Origin of the sequence: Pantoea sp. AN62 (genome assembly GCF_050432985.1) — a bacterium.
Lineage (GTDB): Bacteria > Pseudomonadota > Gammaproteobacteria > Enterobacterales > Enterobacteriaceae > Pantoea > Pantoea brenneri.
Genome location: NZ_JBNPYB010000002.1, coordinates 18,521 through 43,627 on the forward strand (window position 1 = coordinate 18,521; position 25,107 = coordinate 43,627).

Below are 25,107 nucleotides of genomic sequence, written 5' to 3' on the forward strand. Positions count from 1 at the left end.
TTGAATGCTTCTGTTAAAATGACCACAGCGGTCTTATTGACAGAATTTACTGGTGCCTGAGCCCGGACAGGTTTTCGCATTAAAGACTGCATGAACGGTCTTACCCTGCTCAGAAAAAACTCTCCCGGGCGCAGTGCGCCCGGAAATGGCATCACGCATTAGAATCGAAAATTCCTTCAGCCGTTTCCCCATTCAGATCACGAGAATTTATTGCCCCAGTATCACCGGCAGCCCCCTAAGGTCATCCAGGCGCTGGCCGGACACAGGGATGCGCGATCAATAGATGTGTATATGCGGGTTTTTGCGCTGGACGTGGCGGCGACGCTGGCAGTGCGGTTCAGCGGGGAGGGTGCGGAAGCGGCTGCCGTGCTGCGATCATTGCCGCCCGGACGTTAAAATTAAATAGAGGGAGATTAATCAGTGACAGGGGCTAAGGATTTTATCGAGCTGTTCCTACAGCAAGGTGGGCCGGTAGTGGTTGCTTTTGTTCTGTACCGTATCATCAATCTGGTTTTTGACTGGCTGAGCCGGTATGAAGCCGCCGGCCTCTTCAGGGCATTTTTCAACAAAAGACGCCAGCACCTGGAAAAGATGCTCTCTCAGCCTTATCTTTCGCGTGAAACTCGTAATCTGGCCCGGGCGGAGCTCAATCAGATGTCGCGAAGAAAGCTGACCGGCTTTTCGGATCCGCACCTTCAGGAAAAACTAACCCGCATCTGCCTTCGCCATAATCTTCCGTCCCGCTACTTTACCCGCTGGCGTACCTATCTGTCGGAAAAAAATGGCGTCATTGTTTTTGCAGGCCGGTTGTACCGGTATGTTTGGCGCTTTTTTTTATTCATCAATCTGCCGCTCAGCACGCTATATCTCGGATTTATGTGCCACGTATTTATACAGATTTATGGTTTTGACAAGCTGGTAATCATATTGTCTCTCAATATGCTCGCATGGTATCTGCCATGGCTTGTCATGACGTCTCCGATGGCTCCGCCACCTACTAAGGAGATGGAGACCTATATCAGCGCATATAATGCATCATCAGCAGAGACAAACTGACACATCAGGCTGGTCAGTTGATCAGCCTTCCCAGCTCAAAGAATGCAGCTGTACGCCAGTCGCGCACTTTCTCAAGATGACTCTCATCGGCATACCACCACACACCATCCGTGGATACGCGACGAAGCAGCTCCTGCATGTCAAAAACCCGGTCGGGCAACAGTGTCCCTTCACCTGCCAGGATGCCTGCGGCCAGCGAGTGATTTCCTCCCTTTACAAAGCCAATACGCCAAGGAAGCCACAGCACAACAACGTGATTTGAATCGTCGAACTGCCAGGGATTTCCCTGCTGACTCCCTATACTCAGGCACCCCTTATAGCTGTTCATGCTCCACGGCCACGGCAGCACCATGTCGGTAGCCAGCGACAGTGGGTATTCTTCAGGCATCAGTTTTTGATGGCTCAGCTGTTCAAAACTGATGTAATCAAACAAACTCTGAAAAAAGAACTGCCTTTCATCCAGGGTCGGACGCGCATCCTGACCATCCGCCGCTACCGCCAGAAGGTAATCAGACTGTATGGGCCTCACCAGTGCATGAAGAAGATTGTGGCGCGCAGCTGAGGGCAGGGATGCCGCAAGTGAAAGCACATGATCAAACCTGATCTTGTCCGGGTTAAAGCTGGCTTCGCTGTCCGAACCTGTGACACTGTCACCCGGTACATTGGGCTGACAGAGTTTCTGTTTTTTTAGAACCATTTCATTCGATATCAATGTCATGCAGGTGTATTACGAACAAAGAAGCAGTCGCGCCTGTTACCAGTGCATGATTATTCACTGCCGGTACCATGCGCTGTAACGATGGGGGTTTTTACTGATGCGCTTCAGACCTTTTCTCCCGAGAAGGAAAAGGAGGATACCGGTAATCAGCACTGGCATACCGTATCTGAATCCACCTTCACTGAAGAACGCATACGACATTACGAAGATCATAAATCCCAGAAACATTGACAGAACGGCAGGTACGCCATAAATGCCACATACCCTGTATTTTGCATGGCATCCGGTACAAACCGTATAGCCGTCAGGTACATTCGTACCACAAAATCCACATTTCACTCTTATTCTCTCCCTGATTACAGTATTAGAACCTAAAAGGCTTTTAAGTAATTATCTTGAAAAATAATTATCACCACAACATTCTCAACTGATAATAACCCATCCATTTGAGCACATTTGGTTCATTCTGCAGGAAATATCTGACCTGCTCCCCGTTGATTAATACACCGCGATATTAGTAATGTCTTCATAAGCCACATGAGGATATCCCCATGAAGAAGCGTTTTTCCGACGAACAGATCATCAGTATCCTCCGCGAGGCTGAAGCCGGGGTTTCTGCCCGTGAGCTCTGCCGTAAGCACGCCATTTCCGACGCCACGTTTTATACCTGGCGTAAGAAGTATGGCGGCATGGAGGTGCATGGGGTTAAGCGCCTGAAGTCACTTGAGGAAGAGAACGCCAGACTCAAGAAGCTGCTCGCCGAGGCCACGCTGGATAAGGAGGCGCTTCAGGTGGCTCTTGGGCGAAAGTACTGACGACAGACCAGAAGCGCGAAGTCATGGTGTTGATGTGTGATGCGACCGGTCTGTCGCAACGACGTGCCTGCAGACTCATAGGTTTGTCCCTGTCGACCTGCCGCTATGACGCTCAGCGACCGGCGGCTGATGCCCATTTATCAGGGCGTATTACTGAGCTGGCGCTTGAACGCAGACGTTTTGGTTATCGGCGCATCTGGCAGTTGCTGCGTAGGGAGGGCCTTCACGTCAATCACAAGCGGGTATACCGTATTTACCACCTTAATGGACTGAGCGTAAAACGCAGACGACGCCGTAAAGGGCTGGCGACCGAACGGTTTTCGCTTCTGCGCCCGGATGCGCCGAACCTTACATGGTCGATGGATTTAGTTATGGACGCTCTGGCCAACGGTAGCAGGATCAAGTGCCTGACCTGTGTGGATGATTTCACGAAGGAGTGTCTGACGATCACCGCTGCTTTTGGTATTTCAGGCGTTCAGGTCACGCGTATTCTGGACAGCATCGCGCTATTTCGGGGCTATCCTACGACAATAAGAACCGATCAGGGCCCGGAATTTACCTGCCGCGCACTCGATCAATGGGCCTTTGAGCATGGTGTGGAACTACGGCTTATCCAGCCAGGTAAGCCAACGCAGAACGGATTTATTGAGAGTTTTAAAGGACGCTTTCGCGATGAGTGTCTGAATGAACACTGGTTCAGCGATATTCTTCATGCCCGGAAAACAATTAATGACTGGCGGCAGGATTATAACGAGTGCCGTCCCCATTCATCGCTGGATTACCAGACACCAGCTGAATTCGCAACGGACTGGCGAAACAGGAAATATGAACAAAAACCAACCGACATTACTAACTGAAGGTTGTATCTAATCCTGGGGGCAGGTCAACAAAGCTGATGAAAGAGCTTTGTCTCATCAGCTGTCAGCAGCCTGGCCATCGATATAAGAAGGCGTCTAAGGAATACGTAGAGATCCCCAATTATCTGGAACGCCAGTTTGCTGTAACCGAGCCTAATCAGGTCTGGTGCGGTGATGTGACTTATATCTGGACGGGTAAACGCTGGGCTTATCTGGCTGTAGTGCTTGATCTTTTTTCCCGTAAACCGGCTGGCTGGGCTATGTCATTTTTCCCGGATTCTGCACTGACAGCTAAAGCGCTGTCCATGGCCTGGGAAGCGCGAGGAAAGCCGGCTAATTTACTGTATCACCCGGATCAAAGCCACTATGCCAGCAGGAATTTCAGACAATTACTGTGGAGATATCAGATAAAGCAAAGCCTGAGTCGCCGGGGAAATTGCTGGGATAACAGCCCAGTGGAACGGTTCTTCAGAAGCCTGAAAACAGAGTGGGTACCGGATAATGGCTACGCGAATTTTAGCCAGGCCAGCACGGCAATAAGGAATTACATCACAGGATATTACTGCCAGCTCAGACCCCATCAATATAATGGTGGTTTGACGCCGAATGAATCAGAAAGATTGTTCTGGAAAAATTCTAAAGCCGTGGCCAGTTTTTGTTGACCACTACAGTTGCCTTCTACTGCTACGGGGCAGAAACAGTCATATGAAATACGCTCCCTGGTCATGCAGCTTTCAGGTGCAGTAACCTGAATTCAACAGGGCTGAGTCCGTTCAGCCGCAGTAACCTGAATTCATCAGGGCTGAGTCCGTTCAGCCGCAGGCTGATTCGCTCATGGTTGTAGTAGTGGATATAGGCGTCAATGGCCTCTCTCAGCGCAGGAACGCTGCTGAATTCCTCCAGACAGAAGCATTCAGATTTGAGCGTGCCGAAAAAGCTTTCTGCCATCGCGTTATCGAGGCAGTTGCCCTTTCTCGACATGCTCTGCACAACACCTGCCGCCCTGAGCCTGTCCTGATAAGCCGTCATCTGATACTGCCAGCCCTGGTCAGTGTGCAGTACGGGCGCATCTCCCGGCGTCAGCCGCATAAATGCTTTATCAAGCATCGTATCAACCAGCGCCATCACGGGCCTTTCCGACAGGCTGTATGCGATAACCTCGCTGTTGAAGGCGTCAATCACCGGGGAGAGGTAAAGCTTTTCACCGTTAACCGCGAACTCCGTCACGTCACTCACCCATTTCTCGTTGGCGCTGCTGGCCGTGAAGTCACGTTGCAGGCGGTTAGGGGCGATTTTACCCACCTGACCTTTCCATGAGCGGTATTTTCTGACGTGGATAACGGCGCGGAGCGAAAGCTCGCCCATCAGGCGCTGAACTGTCTTGTGATTAATGGAGCAACCGCCGTGCCGGAGCGTCAGCGTTATCCGGCGATAACCGTACCGGCCGTTATGGTGGAGATAAATTTCAAGGATTCGTTCTTATAGAGTCTGGTGCTTATCAGTTTTCCTGAGAGCGCAGAGGTTATGGTAGAACGTGCTTCGCGCCATGCCAGCCGCCCTCAGAAGGTCATTCAGGCCGTGCTCCCGGCGCAGTTCCTGAATGATAAGGGCTTTTCGGTGCTGAAACTTACCGCTGTCCAGCCCTTCGGCTCTTTTAAGCAAGGCGATTTCGGCGCGAAGGTAGCGCAGTTCGGCCTGAGCGTCAGGGGAGTTATCGCATGGTGCTGGCGGGGAGGTGATGTCTTTATGCATGGGTTCCGGCTTTTTCGGTCTTCCGCGTTTCAGGCCTGAGAGCGCCCCGGCTCCGGACGCCTGAAAGCGTTTGACCCACTGGTAAACGGTGCTCTCATTGGGAAGGTTAAACTGAGCGGTGGCATCGCGAAGCGAGAGTTTATCATTGATGACGGCGCGGACAACCTTCAGCCGGAACTCAGGAGTGTAGTCACCCGTTTTCCATGTCAGCCCGTCAATGCTGTGCTGCTGCCATGCGGAAACCCAGCGGCGAACCGCCGTGCGGCCCACGCCAAAACGGTTAGCCGTCTCACGATAACCATCCCTGCTGTTGAGATAATGCGTGACAACGGCGAGCCGTAATTCAAGGGGAAACTTAGGACTGCTCACTGAACTGCACCTTAATCAGTCGGGTGTCCAACTTTTGGGGTGCAGTTCAATCGTCGGGCTTTTTCATTACTTAACGCATTTCGCGCAGTGTTGTCGCTCGATGTGCTGGAAGAAATCGTTGCCTTTGTCATCGACCAGGATAAAGGCAGGGAAGTTCTCCACCTCAATTTTCCAGATCGCTTCCATACCCAGTTCAGCATACTCCACGCATTCCAGACGCTTGATGCTCTGTTGCGCCAGTACCGCAGCCGGACCCCCGATGCTGCCCAGGTAGAAACCGCCATGTTTTTGACAGGCATCGGTAACCTGCTGACTACGGTTTCCTTTGGCCAGCATAATCTTGCTGCCGCCGTGTGCCTGCAGCAGATCAACATAGGAATCCATGCGGCCAGCGGTGGTTGGGCCGAGTGAGCCAGAAGCGTAACCTTCAGGCGTTTTGGCCGGGCCAGCGTAATAGACCGGATGATCTTTAATGTACTGCGGCAGGCCTTCGCCGTTATCGATGCGCTCTTTCAGCTTGGCGTGCGCAATATCACGCGCCACGATGATGGTGCCGCTCAGCGACAAACGCGTGGAGACCGGGTAGGCCGACAGCTGTGCCAGAATCTGCTCCATCGGACGGTTGAGATCGACATGCAGTACTTCGCCTTCACCCTGCTGACGCAGCGCTTCAGGAATCAGACGACCCGGATTGGCTTCCAGTTTTTCAATCCAGATGCCTTCGCGGTTGATTTTGGCTTTGATGTTGCGGTCTGCCGAGCAGGAAACGCCCATGCCAATCGGACAGGAAGCGCCGTGGCGTGGCAGGCGGATCACCCGGATATCATGGGCAAAATATTTGCCGCCAAACTGCGCGCCAAGGCCGAGTTGCTGCGCGGCTTCCAGCAGTTCCTGCTCCAGCTGGGTATCACGGAACGCCTGGCCGTGCTCATTCCCTTCGGTTGGCAGGCCATCGTAATAATGTGTGGAGGCCAGCTTAACGGTTTTCAGGGTGCTTTCTGCCGAGGTACCACCAATCACAAACGCGATGTGGTACGGCGGGCAGGCAGCGGTGCCGAGCGTGCGCATCTTATCGACCAGATAATTTTTCAGCTTGCCTGGGCTCAGCAGCGCTTTGGTTTCCTGATAGAGATAGGTTTTGTTGGCTGAGCCGCCGCCTTTGGCGATGCAAAGGAACTTATATTCGTCGCCATCCACGCTATAGAGATCAATCTGCGCCGGCAGGTTGGTACCGGTGTTGACCTCTTTATACATATCCAGCGCCGCATTTTGCGAATAGCGCAGGTTATCTTCGATGTAGGTATTATAGATCCCCTGTGACAGCGCAGCTTCGTCGCCACCACCGGTCCAGACGCGCTGGCCTTTTTTACCCATGATGATGGCGGTGCCGGTATCCTGACAGGTCGGCAATACGCCTTTGGCAGCGATTTCGGAGTTTCTTAAAAACTGCAGAGCGACATATTTGTCGTTATCGCTGGCTTCCGGATCGTCAAGAATCGAGGCGACCTGCTGCTGATGCGCCGGACGCAGCATAAACGAGGCGTCATGAAACGCCTGCTGCGCCAGTAATGTCAGGGCCTGCGGCGCAACTTTCAGCACTTCCTGGCCTTCAAATTCGGCGACGGAAACGTGCTCACGGCTCAGCAGATAGTATTCGGTATCCTCGTGGGTCAGAGGAAAGGGGTTCTGATAGAAGAAAGGTTTGTTCGACATTTTTTCTCACTTAATGACCAGCTGAGCCGTCGCTTTCAGGCCGCGAGGGTCAGCATCATAGGCGAATTAATCGTTTATTATATTTACCCGCCGCCGGGAGGGCGGCGGGTAAGACGTGGAATGGTATCTTATAACGCGTTGATCTGCATGTTGTATCCGTCAGAACATCCACACCATCCACGGATAGGCAATCAGCATCATCGACACCAGGAAGATGGCGCCGAAGATGGTACCCAGACGCCAGTAGTCTTTGGTTGGTAGATAACCGCTGCCGTAATAAATCGGGCTGGGTCCGGTACCGTAGGGGGTAATGATGCCCATCACACCCAGTGAGGTACACAGCATCAGGCAGAAGACCGGCATGTTGATGCCTGGAATTGATGCCGCGATGGTCAGCATTGCCGGTAACAGCGCGGTAGTATGCGCGGTGGTACTGGCGAACAGGTAGTGCAGCAGGAAGAAGGCGATTAACAGCACCACTGCGGAAACCTGCGGATCGTATCCCTGCAACAGCATACCGCCTTCTTTACCTAACCAGGCGATAAAGCCGACCCGGGCCAGGCCATCAGCCAGTGCCACCAGGGTGGCGAACCAGGCAAAGGTATTCCAGGCCGCTTTGTTGCTGGTGATGTCATTCCAGTTCAGTACCCCGGTCCACAGCATCAGAATAATGACCAGCAGCGCCGCCATAGCCGGTTCAATCCAGGCGGTAGCGAAAATCCACATCAGCAGGGCGCAGACCACAAACACCAGCAGCAGGATTTCGTTGCGGGTCAGTTTGCCCAGTTTTGCCAGTTCAGCGATGGCCCATTTCGGCACTTCGTCATTCACTTTCACTTCAGGCGGGTAGAACCAGTACGCCAGCAGCGGCATGGTCAGAATCAGTAACACACCCAGCGGCAGGAAGGCGAGGAACCACATGCCCCATGAGATATCGAAACCGATCACGCTTTTCACCAGCGCCAGTGCCAGCAGGTTCGGGGCCAGCGCAGAGAGAAACATTGAGCTGGTGATACAGGCGGCGGTGATGGCAACCCACATCAGGTAAGAACCGATCTTACGGGCGCTTGGGTCGTTAGGTTTAGAGCCGTAAAGCGGCGGCAGGTTAGCAATGATTGGGTAGATAGTCCCGCCACTGCGCGCGGTGTTTGATGGCGTAAACGGTGCCAGCAACAGGTCGGCAAAGGTGATGGCGTAGCCGAGCGTCAGGCTGCGGCGACCGAGATATTTCACCAGAATCAGCGCCAGTCGACGTCCAAACTGGGTCTTGTCGTACCCGGCGGCGAACATAAAGGCACCGAAAATCAGCCAGACGGTAGAGTTGCCGAAGCCGCTTACCGCCCACTTAAATGACTCACTGGCGAGTTTGAATTTCGGGTTCGCCAGCTCCGCCGGACTGAACAACAGGAACTGACTGAACAGGGCGATGACCACCACGCCAGTCAGACCGATGACCGCGCCCGGTAATGGCTCAAAAATCAGCCCGACAATCACGCCAACAAAGATAGCGAAGAAGTGCCACGCGTAAGGTTCGAGTCCGGCGGGTACCGGCACCAGCAGCAGGAGCACTGCGACCAACACCGGTAAGGCCAGCATGATAGCTTTCTTTTTTCCAGCCGCAGCAGGGGCTGCTTTTGGAGGTTCATTCACAGCTGAGAGTGGTTTCATAGTATTTGTCTGCAAGTTGAGAAGAATGCGATTTGCGCCCCGGTACTTCACTGACTGCTTTCTTTATTATTCTTTATGACGTGAATAAACCGTGATGCCTGAATGTTTTTTGACTCATCGCTGCTAAAAACAGCAGCGTTATAATCCGATGTGAATATGATGCGATTTCTGAAAATATAGATTTTTGATCCAGATCAATAAAATTAAATGGTTATTCCTGATTTTTAACATTTATTTTTAATTTATATCCCGCTACCGGGCGCAGCACCCTTTCTGTGATCCAGATCGGCAGGCGGGAAAGCTATGAGCTGGCTAGTCTATGACATAACTTGTTGATATGCAAGATGTTGTTTTTAATGTAAACGAAGGGTTGATTTTTGGTAACCCTTGGTTAACAATTAATATAACTTCACTTACCGTTTTCGGCAAATAAAAACTCTAAATGGTTTAAAAGTTTAAAAAGTAAATTTATCGCTTATATAAGCAAAGAAAATGGTATATTTAGGCCATGACATCGGACCACTTAATTAAGCGATACTTTGCGTCCGCTAAAAATTTCCAGACTTTTAAATCTTGGAGTTTATCGCATGAATACTCTCACCCCGATTCTCACTCCCCTGACGCTGCCTAACGGTGCGGTGCTTAAAAATCGATTAGTGATGGCACCTATGACCACCTGTACCGGTTTTTATGACGGCACGGTGACCAGCGAGCTGGTGGAATATTATCGTGCCCGCGCGGGCAGCCTTGGTACCGTCATCGTCGAATGTTGCTTTATCGACAACCGTGGTCCGGCTTTCCCGGGCGCGATTGCCATCGACAGCGACAACAAAATTCCTGGCCTGAAACGCATTGCTGACGCGATAAAATCAGAGGGATCGACCGCGATTCTGCAGATTTATCACGGTGGCCGCATGGTCGAACCGGAGCTGATCGGCGGCAAAACGCCGGTCGCCCCGAGCGCAATCGCTGCACCGCGTGAAGGCGCAACCAAACCACAGGCGCTGACGGCTGAAGAAGTCGATACCATGATCACCAAATTTGGTGACGCGGTGAACCGTGCGATTAAGGCCGGTTTTGATGGGGTAGAGATTCACGGCGCCAACACCTACCTGATCCAGCAGTTCTACTCACCGAACTCTAACCAGCGCGACGACAAATGGGGCGGCAGCCGCGACAACCGCGCCCGTTTCCCACTGGAAGTGCTGGAAATCACCCATAAGATGGCGGAGCGCTTTGCGCATAACTCATTCATCATCGGCTATCGCTTCTCGCCGGAAGAGATTGAAGTACCCGGCATCCGCTTTGACGATACGCTCTATCTGCTGGAGAAACTGGCGGCACGCGGACTGGATTACGTCCACTTCTCGGTTGGCCAGCTGCTGCGTCCGTCGATTGTGGATACCCAGGATCCTACTCCGCTGATCGAAAAATACATCGCGATGCGCTCGCCGGTGCTGGCCAAAGTGCCGGTGATTGGCGTCGGTGGCGTGGTGAATAAATCGGATGCTGAGATGGCGCTGGAAAAAGGCTACGATCTGGTGGCAATAGGTAAAGCCTGTATTGCCTACCCGAACTGGGCCGACCGCATCATCAACAACGAGCATCTCGATCTCTATATCGACAGTAACAAACGTGAAGAGCTGAAAATCCCGGAACCGCTGTGGCGCTTCTCGCTGGTTGACGCGATGATCCGCGACATGAGCGAATCGGGCCGCAAATACAAAGCGGGTGTCTATCAGGAGAAAGTTGAAGCTGAAGCACTGAAGCTGAAAATCAACGTCACGCTGGATACCGACCGTATCACCGACATCTCACTGGTGCCGGATGACACGCTGGACGTCGACTTCACCACCACCTTTGAGAGCCTGCGTAACCGTATTCTGGTGGCAAACAGCCCGCACGTGGATGCGATCACCGGTGCGACCACCCAGAGTGAAGCACTGAAGAAAGCGGTTTCGCGCGCCCTGACCACCTCCAGCAAAGAACATGTGATTGAAGAGGGCGGCAACCCTAACGCACCGCAGAACTATGATGTGGTGGTGGTAGGCAGCGGCGGTGCGGGCCTGGCGGCAGCGATTCAGGCGCACGATGAAGGCGCGCGCGTGGTGATTATCGAGAAGATGCCGACCATCGGCGGTAACACCATCAAGGCGTCAGTCGGCATGAACGCGGCGGAAACCCGCTTCCAGAAACTGAAAGGCATCGAGGACAGCAAAGAGCTGTTCTATGAAGAGACGCTGAAAGGCGGCAAATTCAAAAACAACCCGGTGTTGCTGCGTGAGTTCGTGGACCTGGCGCCGGAAGCGATTGACTGGCTGGCCGACCACGGCATCGAACTGAACGACATCACCATCACCGGCGGTATGAGCATCGATCGTACTCACCGTCCGGCGGATCGTTCAGCCGTTGGCGGATTCCTGATCAGCGGGCTGGTGAAAAATATCAACGCCCGTAATATTGAAGTGCTGCTGGAAACCTCTGTCGCTGAAATCCTCTACGAGAACGGCGCGGTGACCGGCGTGAAAGTGGTCGATGAGTACAATGACAGCCGGATCCTGAATGCGAAAAGCGTGATCGTGGCGACCGGCGGCTTCAGTGCTAACCGCGAGCTGGTGGTGAAATACCGTCCTGAACTGGATGGCTTCGTCACCACCAACCACAAAGGGGCCACCGGTAGCGGTATCGCCATGCTGACCAAAATTGGTGCCGGCACGGTCGATATGGGCGAAATCCAGATTCACCCAACGGTTGAACAGACCACCTCGTATCTGGTGTCTGAATCAATCCGCGGTGGCGGTGCTATCCTGGTCAGTCAGGCGGGTGAACGTTTCTACAACGAAATGGAAACCCGTGACAAAGTCTCGGCGCAAATCATTGCTCTGCCTGAGAAGAGTGCCTGGATTGTGTTTGACGAGCAGGTGCGGATGAATAACAAAGCGGCCGATGAATATATCGCTAAAGGCTTTGTGGTCAGCGCGCCGACGGTCGGTGAACTGGCGGTGAAACTCAACATGGAACACCGGACGCTGGAAGCGACACTGGCCCGCTACAACGGCTTTGTCATTCAGCAGAATGATGAAGACTTTGGCCGTCAGACCGCGCTGCGTCATCCGCTGAGCGAAGGTCCGTTCTACGCCATCCGTGTTGCGCCGGGCGTCCATCACACCATGGGCGGTGTAACAATCGACACCACCACTGCGGTGCTGGATAGCCAGCAGCAGGTGATTAACGGTGCCTGGGCCTGCGGTGAAGTGGTCGGAGGCATCCACGGCGCTAACCGCATCGGCGGTAACGCCGTCGCTGATATCATCATCTTTGGTATTCTGGCGGGCGGTAACGCGGCAGCTTACGCGAAACGGTAATCGCTCTCTCCGGCATCCGCGCTCAGCGGATGCCGGTTTCCTTGCTTAAAGCAGAGTCGCCTATGTTAACTGATGCGCGTGTCTATGCTTACTCCGCGGTTCTGATGGGTTCGCCCATTCTGCTCAAACTGTTCGAACACAATGAAACCCTTGCCGGCCAGGTCTTCCGTCTGATTAAACAGCAGGAGAACCTGTTCACCGTTAACCGTTCCGGTTCTGAAGTGATGGCGATCAATCAGGCGGCGGGCCAGCATCCGGTGGTGGTGAGTCAGCCGGTATTCGATCTGATTGCCTGCGCTCACGCCGTCAGCCTGTTGCCCGACAGCCGTTTTAATCTGACCATCGGTCCGCTGGTGAAGTGCTGGAAAATTGGCTTTCAGGGACACAGCGTGCCGCCGGCAGAGAAGTTACAGGCCTGTCTGGCACTGACCAATCCGCATGATGTGATTCTCGACCCGGCGTCGAACAGCGTGATGCTGGCGAAAGCCGGGATGGAAATTGATCTCGGGGCGATCGCCAAAGGCTATATCGCCGATCGGGTGCAGGCGTTTCTGCGTCAGCAGGGAGTGAACAGCGCGCTGATTAATCTGGGCGGTAACGTTCAGACGGTCGGCTCACCCGAAGAAGAGGCGTCACCCGGCTGGGCGATTGGCTTGAAAAAACCGTTCGGCACGGCGGATGCGCTGATTGGGGTGATTCACGTAGCAGATAAGTCGGTGGTGACTTCCGGTATCTATGAGCGCTATTTCGAACTGAACGGCGTCTGCTATCACCATATTCTGGATGACCGCAGCGGCTATCCGCTCGATAACGAACTGCTGAGCGTGACGGTGATCTCCGACCGTTCGATTGACGGCGATATCTACACCACGCTGCTGTATGGCATGGGCGTGGAGAAGGGTATCGCCTGCCTCGCCGATTCGCCCGCTATTGAAGCGATTTTTGTGACCCGCGACAAGCAGGTCATCTGCTCGTCACAACGTCACTTTTCTTTCAGTCTGCTGGACGCGGATTACCGGCTGGCTTACTGACAATATTGCTTCAGCAGGGTGTGATATTCCGGCTGCAGACGATAGCGATAGACCGGCCGGCCGGTAACGCCGTAGTGAATGCTGGTGAACAGGATATTAATCTGCGCCAGCCAGATCAGGTATTTCCGGCAGGAAACGCGCGAGATATTCACTTCTGTTGCCAGTTCATCGGTGGAAAACTCGGTGCCCGGATGGGCATCAATCCACAGGCATAAGGTGCGCAACGTCTGTGGCGTCAGGCCTTTAGGCAGCCGTTTCTGCTCACTGGCGCCCGGTGGATTGCCGTGCAATAGCTGATCAACATCCGACTGCTGATAAAACTGATGATTATCCATCAGCGCTTTTTTCTGCCGCCAGCCGGTCAGCGCTTCCTCGAAGCGGGCAAACTGGAACGGTTTAATCAGGTAGTCCACCACACCGTAATTAAGCGACGTTTTGATGGTGGCCGCATCGGCGGCGGAAGAGATGATGATCACGTCGACCGGGCGTCCGGCACTGCGCAGTTCGGGCAGCAGGTCGAGACCGTTCTCCTGTTGCATATAGATGTCCAGCAGCACCAGATCGACCTGCGAATCCGACTGGAGTAACTGCTCTTTGGCCTGCTGTAATGTCGAGGCGGTGCCGCAGCAGGTAAAACCGGGGATCTGACCGATATAACAGCGATTCAGCTCGGCGACCATAGCATCATCATCGACAACTAAGACATTGATCATTCGACTTTTCTTCCTCTCTCCCACGGGAGTTGCACTAAAAATTGGGTGAACACACCCGGCTCCGACTCGACGCTGACATTACCGCCCAGGCTTTCTGTCTGCTGTTTAACCAGGAACAGTCCCACGCCGCGATCGTCTCCTTTCGACGAGACGCCTCGTTCGAAGATGGCGGCGAGCTGCGACCCATCAATGCCGGGGCCATCATCACTGACTTCACAGGCCAGCCAGCCATTCTGATAATGCAGCATCAGGTGGATTTCCCCTTCGGTTTCCGGGTCCAGCGCTTCAAGGGCGTTTTCAATTAAATTACCCAGCACGGTGATCAGCACGGCGCTCTGTTGTTCGCTGCCGCAGTCGGGCAGGAAACTGGCTTCATCAATAATCAGCTGATGCCCTTCATCATTCGCCCGGTTGATTTTGCTTAACAGAAAGCCCGCAATGACCGGCGATTTGATCTTCTGTAACAGCGAACCAATCTCAGTCTGGTAGTTGTTCGCCGTCTTAAGAATGTACTCTTCCATCTGCGCATAGTTTTTCATGTGCAGCAGACCCAGAATGACATGCAGCTTATTCATGAACTCATGGGAGCGTTCACGCAACGCATCGACATAGTTTACCATGCCGTCCAGGCGCTGCATTAGCTGGCTAATCTCGGTTTTGTCCCTGAAGGTGGTCACCGCGCCAATAATCCGCTCGCGGCTGCGCACCGGCACGGTATTACTGATCAGAATACGCCCGCCGATGGTGAGTTCCTGATCGTGCCAGGCTTTGCCCTGGTGCAGCGCATCCTGCTGGTGGCTGTGCAGTACGCTCTCTTCCGGCAGGCTATCGCCACTCAGTGGCATTTTGCGGGTAGTCTCGTGCAGCAACTGTTGCGCGGCATGGTTTATCAGGCTGACGCGGGAGTGCTCGTCCACCGCGATCACCCCTTCCTTAATCGAATTAAGGATCGCCTGGCGTTGCTCAAACAGGCTGGAAATTTCATGCGGTTCCAGCCCGAGCAAAATGGTCTTCAGCCGTCTGACCAGAATATAGATACCCAGCAAACCGACAATACCGCCAAATAAGCCGGTCCAGACGATGTTCCAGCGGCTTTTAGCGATCTGCGCCGCCACGTCATTGAGTGAAATCCCGATCGCCACCACGCCAATCTGCTGATGCCTGTCGTCATAAACCGGAGTGAACACCCGTAATGCTTCGACCAGCACACCGTGATTGACCGCAACATTTTCCCGGCCAGCCAGCGCCGGATTGAGATCGTCGCCAATGAAATGTTTGCCGATCGCATCGGGATTAGGATGCGAAAAACGGATGCCGTTCATATCGGTGACCACCACAAACAGCAGATCGTTGCGTTTGCGTGCCGCCTCGGCGACGGGCTGTATCAGGTCGCGACCGTCAGGACGGCGCAGTCCACGCTGAAGCTCGGGACTGTCGGCCACGGTGCGTGCCACCGCCATCGCTTTATCTTTAAGATGCGACTGGGCAAAATTATCTATCTGGATGAAATAGAGCAGATGGACGCACAGCAGGACGGTAAAGATCACCGCCGTCATCATCAGTGTGGTCAGCGTGCTGAGTTTCATCGGGCGTTTATTCACGGCATATCTTTTTTGTGATTGGCTTTTCATCGGTGTTCAGCGCGGGTGAGTGGTTCGCCAGGAAACATACGCTAAGACGCTGCACGCGTACAGGTTTAGCCGCGTATGCAGCAGGAAAAAACGGTCAGATTATTTGCCTTAGGGGATTGAATAATTCAAAGTGCACCTTTAATGTGAGGTTAAAATAGTTAGTAAATTTCGTATGCCTTTTGTAATTAAATTAAGGCTAAATGGCTATTTTTAATTTTATAACTATTTTCGCATTAACTCATAAATAACATTATTTTAAACTTTGAGGACTTTTTTTAACCAGTACGATTAAGTTAACTGTAGATTGCGAAATGATTAAATCAACAAAAGTTATCCCTGCACTTTCCCTCGCGGCATTGCTTGTTTCTTCAGCGCTTCATGCTGAAACTTCACCAGAGAAAACCGACGTACTGTTAATTGGCGGCGGCATCATGAGCGCCTCAATGGGCACCATGCTGGAAGAGTTACAGCCAGGCTGGAAACAGATCATGGTGGAAAAACTGGACGGCGTGGCGCTGGAATCCTCTAACGGCTGGAACAACGCCGGTACCGGTCACTCTGCCAACATGGAGCTGAACTATACGCCTGAGCGTAAAGATGGCTCGATTGACGTCACCAAAGCGCTGGAAATCAACGAAGCCTTTATGGTGTCTCGCCAGTTCTGGACCGCACAGGTTAAAGAAGGCGTGTTGCACGATCCCCGCAGCTTCATTAACTCGACACCGCACATGAGCTTTGTCTGGGGCGACAACGTCGACTTCCTGACCAAACGCTACGCGGCGCTGCAGAAAACCGCGCTGTTCCAGGGCATGAAGTTCTCTACCGATCATCAGCAGATCGCGCAGTGGGCGCCACTGGTGATGGAAGGACGTGATCCGCAGCAGAAAGTGGCCGCGACCTGGACGCCGGTCGGCACCGACGTTAACTACGGTGAAATTACCCGCCAGCTGATCGGCAGCCTGAAGAAAAATGATAACTTCAGACTGGAAACCTCATCCGAAGTGACGGACTTTAAACGTAACGGCGACAACTCGTGGCACGTCACCATTAAAGACGCTAAAAACGGCACTGAGCGTGCGGTTGATGCGAAATATGTCTTTATCGGTGCTGGCGGCGGCGCGCTGAAGTTACTGCAGAAAACCGGTATTCCTGAAGCTGAAAACTATGCTGGCTTCCCGGTGGGCGGCTCGTTCCTGGTGACAGAGAACAGCGCGATTGCCGATCGTCATCTGGCCAAAGTGTACGGTCAGGCTTCTGTCGGTGCGCCACCGATGTCGGTTCCGCATCTGGATACCCGTTACCTGGATGGCAAGCGCGTGGTGTTGTTTGGACCGTTCGCCACCTTCTCAACCAAATTCCTGAAAAATGGTTCCCTGTTTGATCTGCTGAGCACCACCACCACTCACAACGTGATCCCGATGACCCACGTTGGGATGGATAACTTCGACCTGGTGAAATACCTGGTGGGTCAGGTGATGCTGACTGACGATGACCGCTTTGCTGCGCTGAAAGAGTACTATCCGGATGCGAAGAAAGAGGACTGGAAACTGATTCAGGCCGGTCAGCGCGTACAGATCATCAAAAAAGATGAAGAGAAGGGCGGCGTGCTGAAACTGGGCACCGAAATTGTGACCGATCAGCAGAAAACCGTTGCTGCACTGCTGGGTGCCTCACCGGGTGCCTCAACTGCGGCCCCAATCGCACTGAACGTGATGCAGAAACTGTTCCCGGAAGAGTTTAAGTCAGCCGAGTGGCAGGCGAAGATTCATAAAATGATCCCGGGTTACGGCCAGAAACTGAATGACAACGTTCCGTTGCTGCAGCAGGTGTGGAATGACACCGCGTCAACGCTGCAACTGACCACGCCGCCGGTGATCCATATGGATGACAATGCGCCAGCAGCACCGGCTGCGCCGGCTGAAAAATCGGCCGCATCACCGCAACACGATATGGCGCTGTAATCATTGCCTGATCGTCAAAAAGCCCGCGCCGGTTACCCGACGCGGGCTTTTTTTATTCCTCTGGCAATCGCGATTACTCCGGCTTATTGCCTCGCCAGCCCGCCCAGGGGTCCTCTTCGGGCGCAGGTGCCGCCTGCGTTTTCTGCTGCAAAGACGCCAGGTAGAGTGCTTCGACTTCTGCCCGCGCCCACGGCGTACGGCGCAAAAACTTCAGGCTCGATTTTACGCTGGGATCGCTTTTAAAGCAGTTAATGTTGATGCGCTTACTCAGCTCAGACCAGCCATACTGTGCCACTAAGTGGTTTACCTGCATCTCGAGCGTCACGCCGTGCAGAGGATCTTTTGAAGTGTGTGCGTTCATGGTTTATCCGCCCGGTTCAGTTAATTGCGCACATCCTGACGATCGTCGCGCCGGAGTGCAAGTCCCCCGGACGAAAAAGCCGGCTAACCGTACTCTGGCGCGGCGTTTTGTGGCTGAGTTAACGCCGACCACAGATGCCCGGGCAATTTATCAGCGATTGTGCTAATCATAAGCGATTGATGCCACGACAAAAAGGATCACCTGCCATGTCCGACGCCGCTGATAAGCTGCTCAGTTCCGCCAGCCGTAAACGTGCCTTGCTGGCCGGTTCGGTGGGGAATTTTATTGAATGGTATGAGTTTGCCGTTTACGGCTTTCTCGCCACCCTGATTGCGCAGAATTTTTTTCGGCTTGAGGGGGAGTCGGCGCTGACCGGAATCTTACTGACCTATGCCTCGTTCGCCATCGCCTTCTTTTTCCGTCCGCTCGGCGCGATTATCTTTGGCCGGATGGGCGACCGCATCGGGCGTAAGCCGACGCTGATTTTTGTGCTGATTATGATGACGCTGGCGACCACCGCCATCGGGCTGGTACCGACCTACGCTACCCTGGGCGTGCTGGCTCCGCTGATCATTACCGTGCTGCGTATTCTGCAGGGGCTGTTCGCGGGCGGCGAATATGGCGGGGCGGTCTCGTTGATGACCGAATTTGCGCCGCGCGGTAAGCGTGGGCTGTTCGGGGCCTGGCAGTCGTTTACCGTGGCGCTGGGACTGCTGGCGGGCGCAGGCATTGTGGCGCTGCTGTCACTGCTGTTAACCCCGGAGCAGATGCTGGCGTGGGGCTGGCGTATTCCCTTTTTCCTCGCGCTGCCTTTAGGTGCGCTGGCGCTCTGGCTGCGGGTGCAGATGGAGGAGACCCCGGCGTTTATCCGGCAACAGGCAGAACCGGCGGCCGGGATAGTTAAGGCCAGCCTCGGCGCGACGCTGAAAACTATTCTGCTTGGTATCTGTCGGCTGATGGTGTGGTCGGCCGCCGGCTATACCTATCTGGTGATTATGCCGACCTACCTGCAGGCTTCGCTGCATACCGGTTTTAATCAGGCGCTGCTGATTGCGGTGATCTCGAACCTCGGCTTTGCCGCGACCATCATTCCGGCTGGCATACTGAGCGATAAAATTGGCCGCCGCGCGGTGATGGTGACGGCGGCGGTACTGCTGCTGTTGCTGGCGCTGCCGCTGCTCAACGTACTGCAGGCGGCGAGCAGCGGTCTGGGACTGAAGGCGCTGGTGGTGTTTATTGCTGGCGGGATAGTCGGACTGCTGGCCGGACCGGGACCGGCGATGCTGGCGGAGATGTTTCCTACCCGCGTGCGGTATACCGGTCTGGGGCTGGCCTATTCGCTCTCTAACGCGGTCTTCTCCGGCTGTGCCGGGCTGATTATCACCGGCTTAATCAGGCAGACCGGTAATCTGGATATTCCCGCCTGGTACGTGATGATCACCGCGGTGATCAGCATTGTGGCGCTGATGACCCTCAACAAAGATGACCATCTGCGGCTGCTGGATGAGCCGCCATCGCGCTAAACCGGCTGTTGCCGGCATAAAAAAGGCTCCCGTGGGAGCCTTTTTAACAACCGGTAACTTACACCAGCTGCTGTGCAGTGGTTTCCACCAGGGTCAGCAGGATCTGAATATCTTCCAGCGTGACAGTCGGATTCAGCAGCGTCATTTTCAGACAGGTGACGCCGTTGAATTCGGTAACGCCGACGTTGGCGCGGCCAGACTCCAGCAGGGCATCACCGATACGCTGATTCAGCAGCGCGATTTCCGCGTCGCTGAGGTGCGCCAGATGGGCCGGGCGATAGCGGAACAGCACGCTCGCCAGCTGCGGCTGCATCACCAGCTCCAGCGCGGCCTGCTGCTCAATGTACTGAGCAACCTGTTGCGCCAGCGTCACGCCGTGATCGATGATCGCGGCATACTGTTTCTGACCCAGCGCTTCAAGACCCATCCACAGTTTCAGTGCATCAAAACGACGGGTGGTCTGCAGCGACTTCGACACCAGATTCGGCACGCCCTGCGCTTCATCAAACTCTGAATTCAGGTAGGCCGCCTGATAACGCATCAGCTCATAGTGACGCGCCTCTTTCAGCAGGAAAGCGCCACAGCTGATGGTCTGGAAGAACTGCTTGTGGAAGTCGAGCGTGATGGAGTCCACCAGCTCAATCCCATCCAGATAGTCGCGATACTGTTCGGACAGCAGCAACGCACCGCCCCAGGCCGCATCGACGTGTACCCAGATCTGCTGTTCTGCCGCCAGCGTGGCGATCTCGCGCAGCGGATCGATCGCACCGGCATCGGTGGTGCCTGCGGTCGCAACAATCGCCAGCACCTGCTCGCCGTTGGCCTGAGCCTGGGCCAGCTTGTGACGTAAATCGTCCAGATCCATGCGGGCGAAGCGATCGGTTTTAACCAACGTCACCGACTGATAGCCAAGGCCGAGCAGCGCCATATTCTTCTGTACCGAGAAGTGCGCGTTTTCAGAGCAGAAGACTTTGATCTTTTTCAGATCGCCGGTCAGGCCATCCTGCTGTACCGAATGTCCCTGACGGGCAAACCAGGCATCACGCGCCAGCATCAGGCCCATCAGGTTGCTCTGGGTGCCGCCGCTGGTGAACACGCCAGCGTCGCCAGGCTGGTAACCCACCTGAGTACGCAGCCACTCGATCAGCTTCATCTCAATGATGGTGGCGGAAGGTGCCTGATCCCACGAATCCATGCTCTGGTTGGTGGCGTTGATCAACACTTCTGCCGCCTGGCTGATCACCAGGCTTGGGCAGTGCAGGTGCGCCACACATTGTGGGTGATGCACTGACAGGCTGTCTTTCAGGAAGTACTCGATGGCGCGCTCAATCGCGGCCTGGTTACCCAAGCCCTGAGGATTGAAGTCCAGCGTAATACGTTCACGCAGCTCAGCGACGGTTTTGCCCTGATACATCTCAGGTTGTTCCAGCCACTTAACGACCGCCGCGCTACTCTGGGCAATCGCCTGCTGGTAGGCCTCGGTGCTCTGTGCTGAGGCCGCCAGAATCGGGTTTAACCGGGACATTGCATTCACTCCACTCAAACTGGTTTCACGCCAGCTGACAGCAGGGCGTTTTCAAATTTATCCATAAACACGTCCAGTTCTGCATTGGTGATCAGCAGGGACGGCAGCAGACGCAGCACGCTACCGTGACGACCGCCACGCTCCAGAATCAGGCCGTTTTCGAAACATTTCTTCTGTACCAGCGCCGAGAGTTCACCATCGGCCGGGAAGCTGCCCATGTGATCGGCGGCTTCGTCCGGTTTCACCATCTCGATGCCGATCATCAGGCCCAGGCCGCGCACGTTACCGATCACCGGATAACGCTGTTGCAGTTCGCCCAGTTTGCCTTTCAGCCACTCGCCCTGCGCCGCCACTTTGTCAGCAATGTTATTATCTTTCAGCAGCTTCAGGGTGGTGAGACCGGTTGCCATCGCCAGCTGGTTGCCGCGGAACGTGCCGGTGTGATGACCCGGAGACCATGCATCGAACTGTTTCTTAATGCCGAGCACCGCCAGTGGCAGACCGCCGCCGACCGCTTTGGACATTACGATGATGTCCGGCTCAATGCCGGCGTGTTCAAAGGCGAAGAACTTACCGGTACGGGCAAAACCAGCCTGCACTTCATCGAGGATCAGCAGAATGCCATGTTCCTGGGTCACTTTACGGATGCGCTGCAGCCACTCCGCCGGCGCCGGGTTAACGCCGCCTTCACCCTGAACCGCTTCGAGGATCACCGCTGCTGGTTTGCGCACGCCGCTCTCAACGTCGTTGATCAGGTTTTCGAAGTAGTAGGTCAGCGCTTTAACGCCCGCTTCACCGCCAAGGCCCAGTGGGCAGCGATAAAGATGCGGATACGGCATGAACTGCACTTCCGGCATCATACCGTCGACGGCTTCTTTCGGTGACAGGTTGCCGGTCACCGACAGCGCGCCGTGGGTCATACCGTGATAACCCCCCGAGAAGCTGATGATACCGGAACGACCGGTATGCTTTTTCGCCAGTTTCAGAGCCGCTTCAACCGCATCCGCGCCAGACGGACCGGTGAACTGCAGGCAATATTCTTTGCCCTGGCCCGGCAGTAAGGAGAGCAGGTACTCAGAGAACTCATCTTTTAACGGGGTAGTCAAATCGAGCGTATGTAACGGCAAGCCGCTGGTAATGACATTTTGAATACTCTGCAGAACGTCTGGATGGTTATGGCCCAATGCCAGCGTTCCGGCACCGGCAAGACAATCAAGATATTGATTATTCTCGACGTCAGTGATCCAGACACCTTGTGCTTTCGCAATCGCGAACGGCAATTTGCGTGGGTAACTTCGAACGTTTGATTCAAATTCAGCCTGACGGGCTAAATAGGTTTCATTGTTTCCGTTTAAGGTCTGCGCATTCAAACTATCAATACGGACTTTATCCGTCATCATATCTCTCCTACAACCGGGACGGGTGTAACGTCGCAGTTGAATAAATGAATAAAAAAAGTAATGGCTGTAGATAAAACGCGGCCAATATATTGGTTTTTAAGGTCCGACTCAATGATTAATTTTATCGCCGGTTTACGGATTATTTGCTTTGTTTATCAACGGCTTGGTTGCTTTATGAGCGTTTTTATCAGCCGGGATCTGTTCAGGGGCTTTTAATAAAGCACGTAAAAACACGGATTTACCCGGTTTCATGGGCTGGCAGTAAGGGATAACCAGTTGTGTAAACAGCTGTTTCGGCGGGAAAACGCTATTCGAAAAAGCGCCGCTAAAAAAAGAAAAGCCGGCATTATTGTCGCTTTGTCGGGCGGTTTAAATAATCGCAGTCAGCCAGTCAATTCGTTAAAATATTAAACCTTTTATTAACAATTAATTAAAAATGACCCACTTTGCTGGCGTTAACCGCAACGGTTAAAAGGACGTTATCCGCGCATTTGTCCGACAAAATGATTCAAATCGTCCAGTGCTTCACCGGCTTTGGCTGCGGAAGGATTGATGGTCAGCAGATCGGCATAGCCATTGAGCATGGCACTCAGCTGTCGTGCGGTGCGTGCCACATCGGTTACGCGCAGCGTGCCGTTTTCGACCTCAGCAGCGATGAGACTCTCCATCAGCCCCTGCCATTTTGCCGTCATCTCTTCCGCCAGCGCCGCATAAGCCGGATTATGACTCGCCAGTTGCCAGAACGAAGCGTAAAGCTGCCAGACCGCATCGGGCGAGTTGGGCAGATAGCTTTCAAACAACAGCCCGAGGCGCTGCGGCGGCGGGACGGCCGCCAGCATCGCGGAAAAGTGCGCAAACTCGTTATGCATGAAGCGTTCAAGCGCCGCCAGACACAGCGTTTGCCAGTTGCTGAAATAGTGATAGATGTGGCTGCGTGAAATCCCCACGGATTCGGTTAATTCCCGGGTGGTCACTTTCCCGATGCCTTTCTCAATAAATAGTGCGACTGCACCCTCAAGGATTTTAATTCTTAGCGCTTCCGCCGACTGTTTCATCATCGCTCTCTCGTTGACTTTGAGCGGTTGCTCAAATACACTGCCTTTCGATTTTGAGCAACCGCTCAAGACTCATCTTATCAGAAAATATTCTATGTATTCCGCCAAAAACCTCGTGCCGGTACCTGCCGCACGCAGCGCTATTCTGACATTAAAAAAGCTCGGACGCCGACACAGCCGAAAACTCATGCTCACGCTGCTGCTGGTGGTGGCTGAAAATGTGATGTACCTGCTGTATCCGCTGCTGGCTGGCTTTGCTATCAATGCCATTGTGACCGGGCAGGCGTGGCATGCGCTGCTGTATGCGGTGATGGTGTTTATCATGTGGGCGATCGGCGCCGCACGGCGCAGCGTTGATACCCGCACCTTCGCCCGTATTTACGCCGAACTGGCGGTGCCGGTGATTGTGGCGCAGCGACACGAGCAACATAACGCCTCGACTATTGCGGCACGCGTCGCGCTGTCACGCGAATTTGTCGACTTTTTTGAGAAGCATTTGCCGGTATTGATCACCTCGCTGGCGTCAATGAGCGGGGCGGCGGTGATGCTGCTGGTGATTGAGTTCTGGACCGGCGCGGGCTGCCTGGCGATCCTGCTGTTTTTCGCCTGCTTCCTGCCCGGCTTCACCCGTAAAAACGACGCGTTATTTGGTCGGCTGAATAACCGGCTGGAAAAAGAGGTGCAGCTGGTTGGTGATGCCAGCCCTTCGGCGCTGGGACGTCACTATCAGGTGCTGGCCAGCCTGCGTATTCGCTTATCCGATCGGGAAGCGTTGGGTTATCTGGCGATAGGCAGCGTCGCGGCGCTGCTGTTTGGCGTGACCATTTTCGCCATGTCCGGTCGCGGCAATATTCAGGCCGGGCACCTCTATTCGGTGATGACCTATATGTGGATGTTTGCCATGAGCCTGGATGACGGTCCGCAGCTGCTGGAGAAATATTCGCAGCTGCGGGATATTGGCCGCCGGGTCAATACCGGCGAGCTATAAGCGGCGCGGGGAAAGCCTGGTGCAGTGAATGGTTACATTTACTGACTCAAACCTTACCCGGCCTGCCAGCCTGCGTGGCGTCGGGGCTGACATCGCTGACAGGCGGTGCGAAGCGGGAGAGGACTAACCAGGACAAACCGTGCTGCTGATTGACACATATACTTTCTGCGACTGCTTTTACACGCTGTTCGGGGAGTTCATATGATCACGCTTCATCACGCCATCAAAATCACCGCTGCACGCAGCCGGGTCTATGCCGCCTTAACCGATATCACCCAACTCGCCAGCTGGCATCTGGGTGTGGTTGAAGGAACGATTGCCGCGGGCGAAATTCTGACTCTGCGACCTAATCCGCACGCCCATATCAGCTGGCGAACCGAAAAACTGGTACCGGACGAGGAACTGGTGCAGGTCTCGGTTGACGAGCCGGATAGCCCGGCGGGAAAAACTCTGCGTATCACGCTGGCCGATTTCGGACCCGATCAAACCATTGTGGCGCTCAGTCATGGTGGCTGGTCCGATCGCGATCCGCATCTGCCGTTCTGCAATACCCGCTGGGGTGAGGTGTTACAGCATCTGAAAAGCTGGGTTGAATCCCGATAAGGA

17 protein-coding genes and 3 pseudogenes are annotated in these 25,107 nt (G+C 54.2%); 10 read left to right on the top strand and 10 right to left on the bottom strand.

Translation table 11 applies throughout. The annotated features are described in order from the left end of the window. Positions 1–219: 219 nt before the first annotated feature. Both FHW04_RS03080 and FHW04_RS03085 read left to right on the top strand, forming a co-directional pair. Positions 220–396: pseudogene (locus tag FHW04_RS03080) on the top strand (tyrosine-type recombinase/integrase); the annotation flags it as partial. 24 nt (positions 397–420) lie between these two features. Continuing rightward, a complete protein-coding gene (locus FHW04_RS03085) occupies positions 421–1,056 on the top strand; it encodes a hypothetical protein (RefSeq protein ID WP_094106471.1) in 636 nt (211 codons plus the stop codon). A 13-nt stretch (positions 1,057–1,069) separates the two neighbouring features. Here the strand turns inward: FHW04_RS03085 and FHW04_RS03090 are convergent, their stop codons facing one another. Next, on the bottom strand, positions 1,070–1,774 hold the full coding sequence (locus FHW04_RS03090; RefSeq protein ID WP_227021900.1) for a DUF6710 family protein: 705 nt from the start codon (positions 1,772–1,774) through the stop codon (positions 1,070–1,072). A gap of 551 nt (positions 1,775–2,325) precedes the next feature. Between FHW04_RS03090 and FHW04_RS03095 the strand changes: the two genes are divergently transcribed. Then, positions 2,326–3,446, top strand: a protein-coding gene (locus FHW04_RS03095) for an IS3 family transposase (protein WP_089562617.1) whose coding sequence is annotated in 2 segments (ribosomal slippage) — positions 2,326–2,584 and positions 2,584–3,446 — 1,122 coding nt in all. Because the reading frame shifts where the segments join, the coding sequence is not laid out codon by codon here. A gap of 23 nt (positions 3,447–3,469) precedes the next feature. After that, positions 3,470–4,108: pseudogene (locus FHW04_RS03100) on the top strand (IS3 family transposase); the annotation flags it as partial. Positions 4,109–4,169: 61 nt separating this feature from the next. On the opposite strand, the pseudogene FHW04_RS03105 reads toward FHW04_RS03100, so the two are convergent. The 3 genes and pseudogenes from FHW04_RS03105 to FHW04_RS03115 all read right to left on the bottom strand — a co-directional run bounded on the left by FHW04_RS03105 (position 4,170) and on the right by FHW04_RS03115 (position 8,948). After that, a pseudogene (locus FHW04_RS03105) lies at positions 4,170–5,567 on the bottom strand (IS3 family transposase). 66 nt (positions 5,568–5,633) lie between these two features. Next, complete coding sequence (fumA, locus tag FHW04_RS03110; protein WP_031374415.1) at positions 5,634–7,280, bottom strand: class I fumarate hydratase FumA; 1,647 nt, start codon at positions 7,278–7,280, stop codon at positions 5,634–5,636. A 159-nt stretch (positions 7,281–7,439) separates the two neighbouring features. Then, positions 7,440–8,948 carry an anion permease gene (locus tag FHW04_RS03115; RefSeq protein WP_031374416.1) on the bottom strand — a complete coding sequence of 503 codons (1,509 nt, stop codon included), beginning with the start codon at positions 8,946–8,948 and terminating at the stop codon, positions 7,440–7,442. 587 nt (positions 8,949–9,535) lie between these two features. Between FHW04_RS03115 and FHW04_RS03120 the strand changes: the two genes are divergently transcribed. Next, a complete protein-coding gene (locus FHW04_RS03120; RefSeq protein WP_179420059.1) occupies positions 9,536–12,313 on the top strand; it encodes a flavocytochrome c in 2,778 nt (925 codons plus the stop codon). 62 nt (positions 12,314–12,375) lie between these two features. After that, on the top strand, positions 12,376–13,344 hold the full coding sequence (locus FHW04_RS03125) for an FAD:protein FMN transferase (RefSeq protein WP_031374417.1): 969 nt from the start codon (positions 12,376–12,378) through the stop codon (positions 13,342–13,344). On the opposite strand, the gene dcuR is transcribed toward FHW04_RS03125, so the two are convergent. Then, positions 13,338–14,057 carry a two-component system response regulator DcuR gene (gene dcuR, locus FHW04_RS03130; protein ID WP_031374418.1) on the bottom strand — a complete coding sequence of 240 codons (720 nt, stop codon included), beginning with the start codon at positions 14,055–14,057 and terminating at the stop codon, positions 13,338–13,340. The two genes, FHW04_RS03125 and dcuR, sit on opposite strands and share 7 nt — an antisense overlap. Further along, the gene (locus FHW04_RS03135) at positions 14,054–15,688 is read right to left on the bottom strand and encodes a sensor histidine kinase (protein WP_031374419.1); all 1,635 of its coding nucleotides are present in this window, start codon (positions 15,686–15,688) and stop codon (positions 14,054–14,056) included. Before FHW04_RS03135 ends, dcuR begins: the two co-directional genes overlap by 4 nt. Before the next feature lie 311 nt (positions 15,689–15,999). Between FHW04_RS03135 and mqo the strand changes: the two genes are divergently transcribed. Next, positions 16,000–17,649: a malate dehydrogenase (quinone) gene (mqo, locus tag FHW04_RS03140; protein WP_031374420.1), complete on the top strand. Its 1,650-nt coding sequence runs from the start codon at positions 16,000–16,002 to the stop codon at positions 17,647–17,649. A gap of 73 nt (positions 17,650–17,722) precedes the next feature. Here the strand turns inward: mqo and FHW04_RS03145 are convergent, their stop codons facing one another. Further along, entirely contained in the window at positions 17,723–18,010 is a 288-nt protein-coding gene (locus tag FHW04_RS03145; protein WP_031374421.1) for a VF530 family DNA-binding protein, read from the bottom strand. A gap of 206 nt (positions 18,011–18,216) precedes the next feature. Here FHW04_RS03145 and FHW04_RS03150 point away from each other — a divergent pair, with 206 nt between their 5' ends. Beyond that, complete coding sequence (locus FHW04_RS03150) at positions 18,217–19,533, top strand: MFS transporter (protein WP_089561776.1); 1,317 nt, start codon at positions 18,217–18,219, stop codon at positions 19,531–19,533. Positions 19,534–19,591: 58 nt separating this feature from the next. On the opposite strand, the gene FHW04_RS03155 is transcribed toward FHW04_RS03150, so the two are convergent. The 3 genes from FHW04_RS03155 to FHW04_RS03165 all read right to left on the bottom strand — a co-directional run bounded on the left by FHW04_RS03155 (position 19,592) and on the right by FHW04_RS03165 (position 23,513). Next, positions 19,592–21,058 (bottom strand): pyridoxal phosphate-dependent decarboxylase family protein, encoded by a 1,467-nt coding sequence (locus FHW04_RS03155; RefSeq protein WP_031374422.1) that lies wholly within the window; start codon positions 21,056–21,058, stop codon positions 19,592–19,594. A gap of 14 nt (positions 21,059–21,072) precedes the next feature. Continuing rightward, a complete protein-coding gene (locus FHW04_RS03160; protein WP_176035905.1) occupies positions 21,073–22,458 on the bottom strand; it encodes a diaminobutyrate--2-oxoglutarate transaminase in 1,386 nt (461 codons plus the stop codon). A 479-nt stretch (positions 22,459–22,937) separates the two neighbouring features. Further along, entirely contained in the window at positions 22,938–23,513 is a 576-nt protein-coding gene (locus FHW04_RS03165; protein WP_031374424.1) for a TetR/AcrR family transcriptional regulator, read from the bottom strand. Positions 23,514–23,607: 94 nt separating this feature from the next. On the opposite strand from FHW04_RS03165, the gene FHW04_RS03170 reads away from it, so the two are divergent. Both FHW04_RS03170 and FHW04_RS03175 read left to right on the top strand, forming a co-directional pair. Next, the gene (locus FHW04_RS03170; protein WP_031374425.1) at positions 23,608–24,501 is read left to right on the top strand and encodes an ABC transporter six-transmembrane domain-containing protein; all 894 of its coding nucleotides are present in this window, start codon (positions 23,608–23,610) and stop codon (positions 24,499–24,501) included. A gap of 201 nt (positions 24,502–24,702) precedes the next feature. Beyond that, complete coding sequence (locus FHW04_RS03175; RefSeq protein ID WP_031374426.1) at positions 24,703–25,104, top strand: SRPBCC family protein; 402 nt, start codon at positions 24,703–24,705, stop codon at positions 25,102–25,104. Positions 25,105–25,107 lie beyond the last annotated feature (3 nt).

What these genes read in the sequence shown, in the direction of transcription:
- FHW04_RS03165 (WP_031374424.1), bottom strand. Translation starts at nt 23,513, where the DNA reads ATGAAACAGTCGGCGGAAGCGCTAAGAATTAAAATCCTTGAGGGTGCA.
- FHW04_RS03175 (WP_031374426.1), top strand. Translation starts at nt 24,703, where the DNA reads ATGATCACGCTTCATCACGCCATCAAAATCACCGCTGCACGCAGCCGG.
- FHW04_RS03155 (WP_031374422.1), bottom strand. Translation starts at nt 21,058, where the DNA reads ATGTCCCGGTTAAACCCGATTCTGGCGGCCTCAGCACAGAGCACCGAG.
- FHW04_RS03135 (WP_031374419.1), bottom strand. Translation starts at nt 15,688, where the DNA reads ATGAAAAGCCAATCACAAAAAAGATATGCCGTGAATAAACGCCCGATG.
- fumA (WP_031374415.1), bottom strand. Translation starts at nt 7,280, where the DNA reads ATGTCGAACAAACCTTTCTTCTATCAGAACCCCTTTCCTCTGACCCAC.
- FHW04_RS03125 (WP_031374417.1), top strand. Translation starts at nt 12,376, where the DNA reads ATGTTAACTGATGCGCGTGTCTATGCTTACTCCGCGGTTCTGATGGGT.
- FHW04_RS03115 (WP_031374416.1), bottom strand. Translation starts at nt 8,948, where the DNA reads ATGAAACCACTCTCAGCTGTGAATGAACCTCCAAAAGCAGCCCCTGCT.
- FHW04_RS03120 (WP_179420059.1), top strand. Translation starts at nt 9,536, where the DNA reads ATGAATACTCTCACCCCGATTCTCACTCCCCTGACGCTGCCTAACGGT.
- FHW04_RS03145 (WP_031374421.1), bottom strand. Translation starts at nt 18,010, where the DNA reads ATGAACGCACACACTTCAAAAGATCCTCTGCACGGCGTGACGCTCGAG.
- dcuR (WP_031374418.1), bottom strand. Translation starts at nt 14,057, where the DNA reads ATGATCAATGTCTTAGTTGTCGATGATGATGCTATGGTCGCCGAGCTG.
- FHW04_RS03160 (WP_176035905.1), bottom strand. Translation starts at nt 22,458, where the DNA reads ATGATGACGGATAAAGTCCGTATTGATAGTTTGAATGCGCAGACCTTA.
- mqo (WP_031374420.1), top strand. Translation starts at nt 16,000, where the DNA reads ATGATTAAATCAACAAAAGTTATCCCTGCACTTTCCCTCGCGGCATTG.
- FHW04_RS03170 (WP_031374425.1), top strand. Translation starts at nt 23,608, where the DNA reads ATGTATTCCGCCAAAAACCTCGTGCCGGTACCTGCCGCACGCAGCGCT.
- FHW04_RS03090 (WP_227021900.1), bottom strand. Translation starts at nt 1,774, where the DNA reads ATGACATTGATATCGAATGAAATGGTTCTAAAAAAACAGAAACTCTGT.
- FHW04_RS03150 (WP_089561776.1), top strand. Translation starts at nt 18,217, where the DNA reads ATGTCCGACGCCGCTGATAAGCTGCTCAGTTCCGCCAGCCGTAAACGT.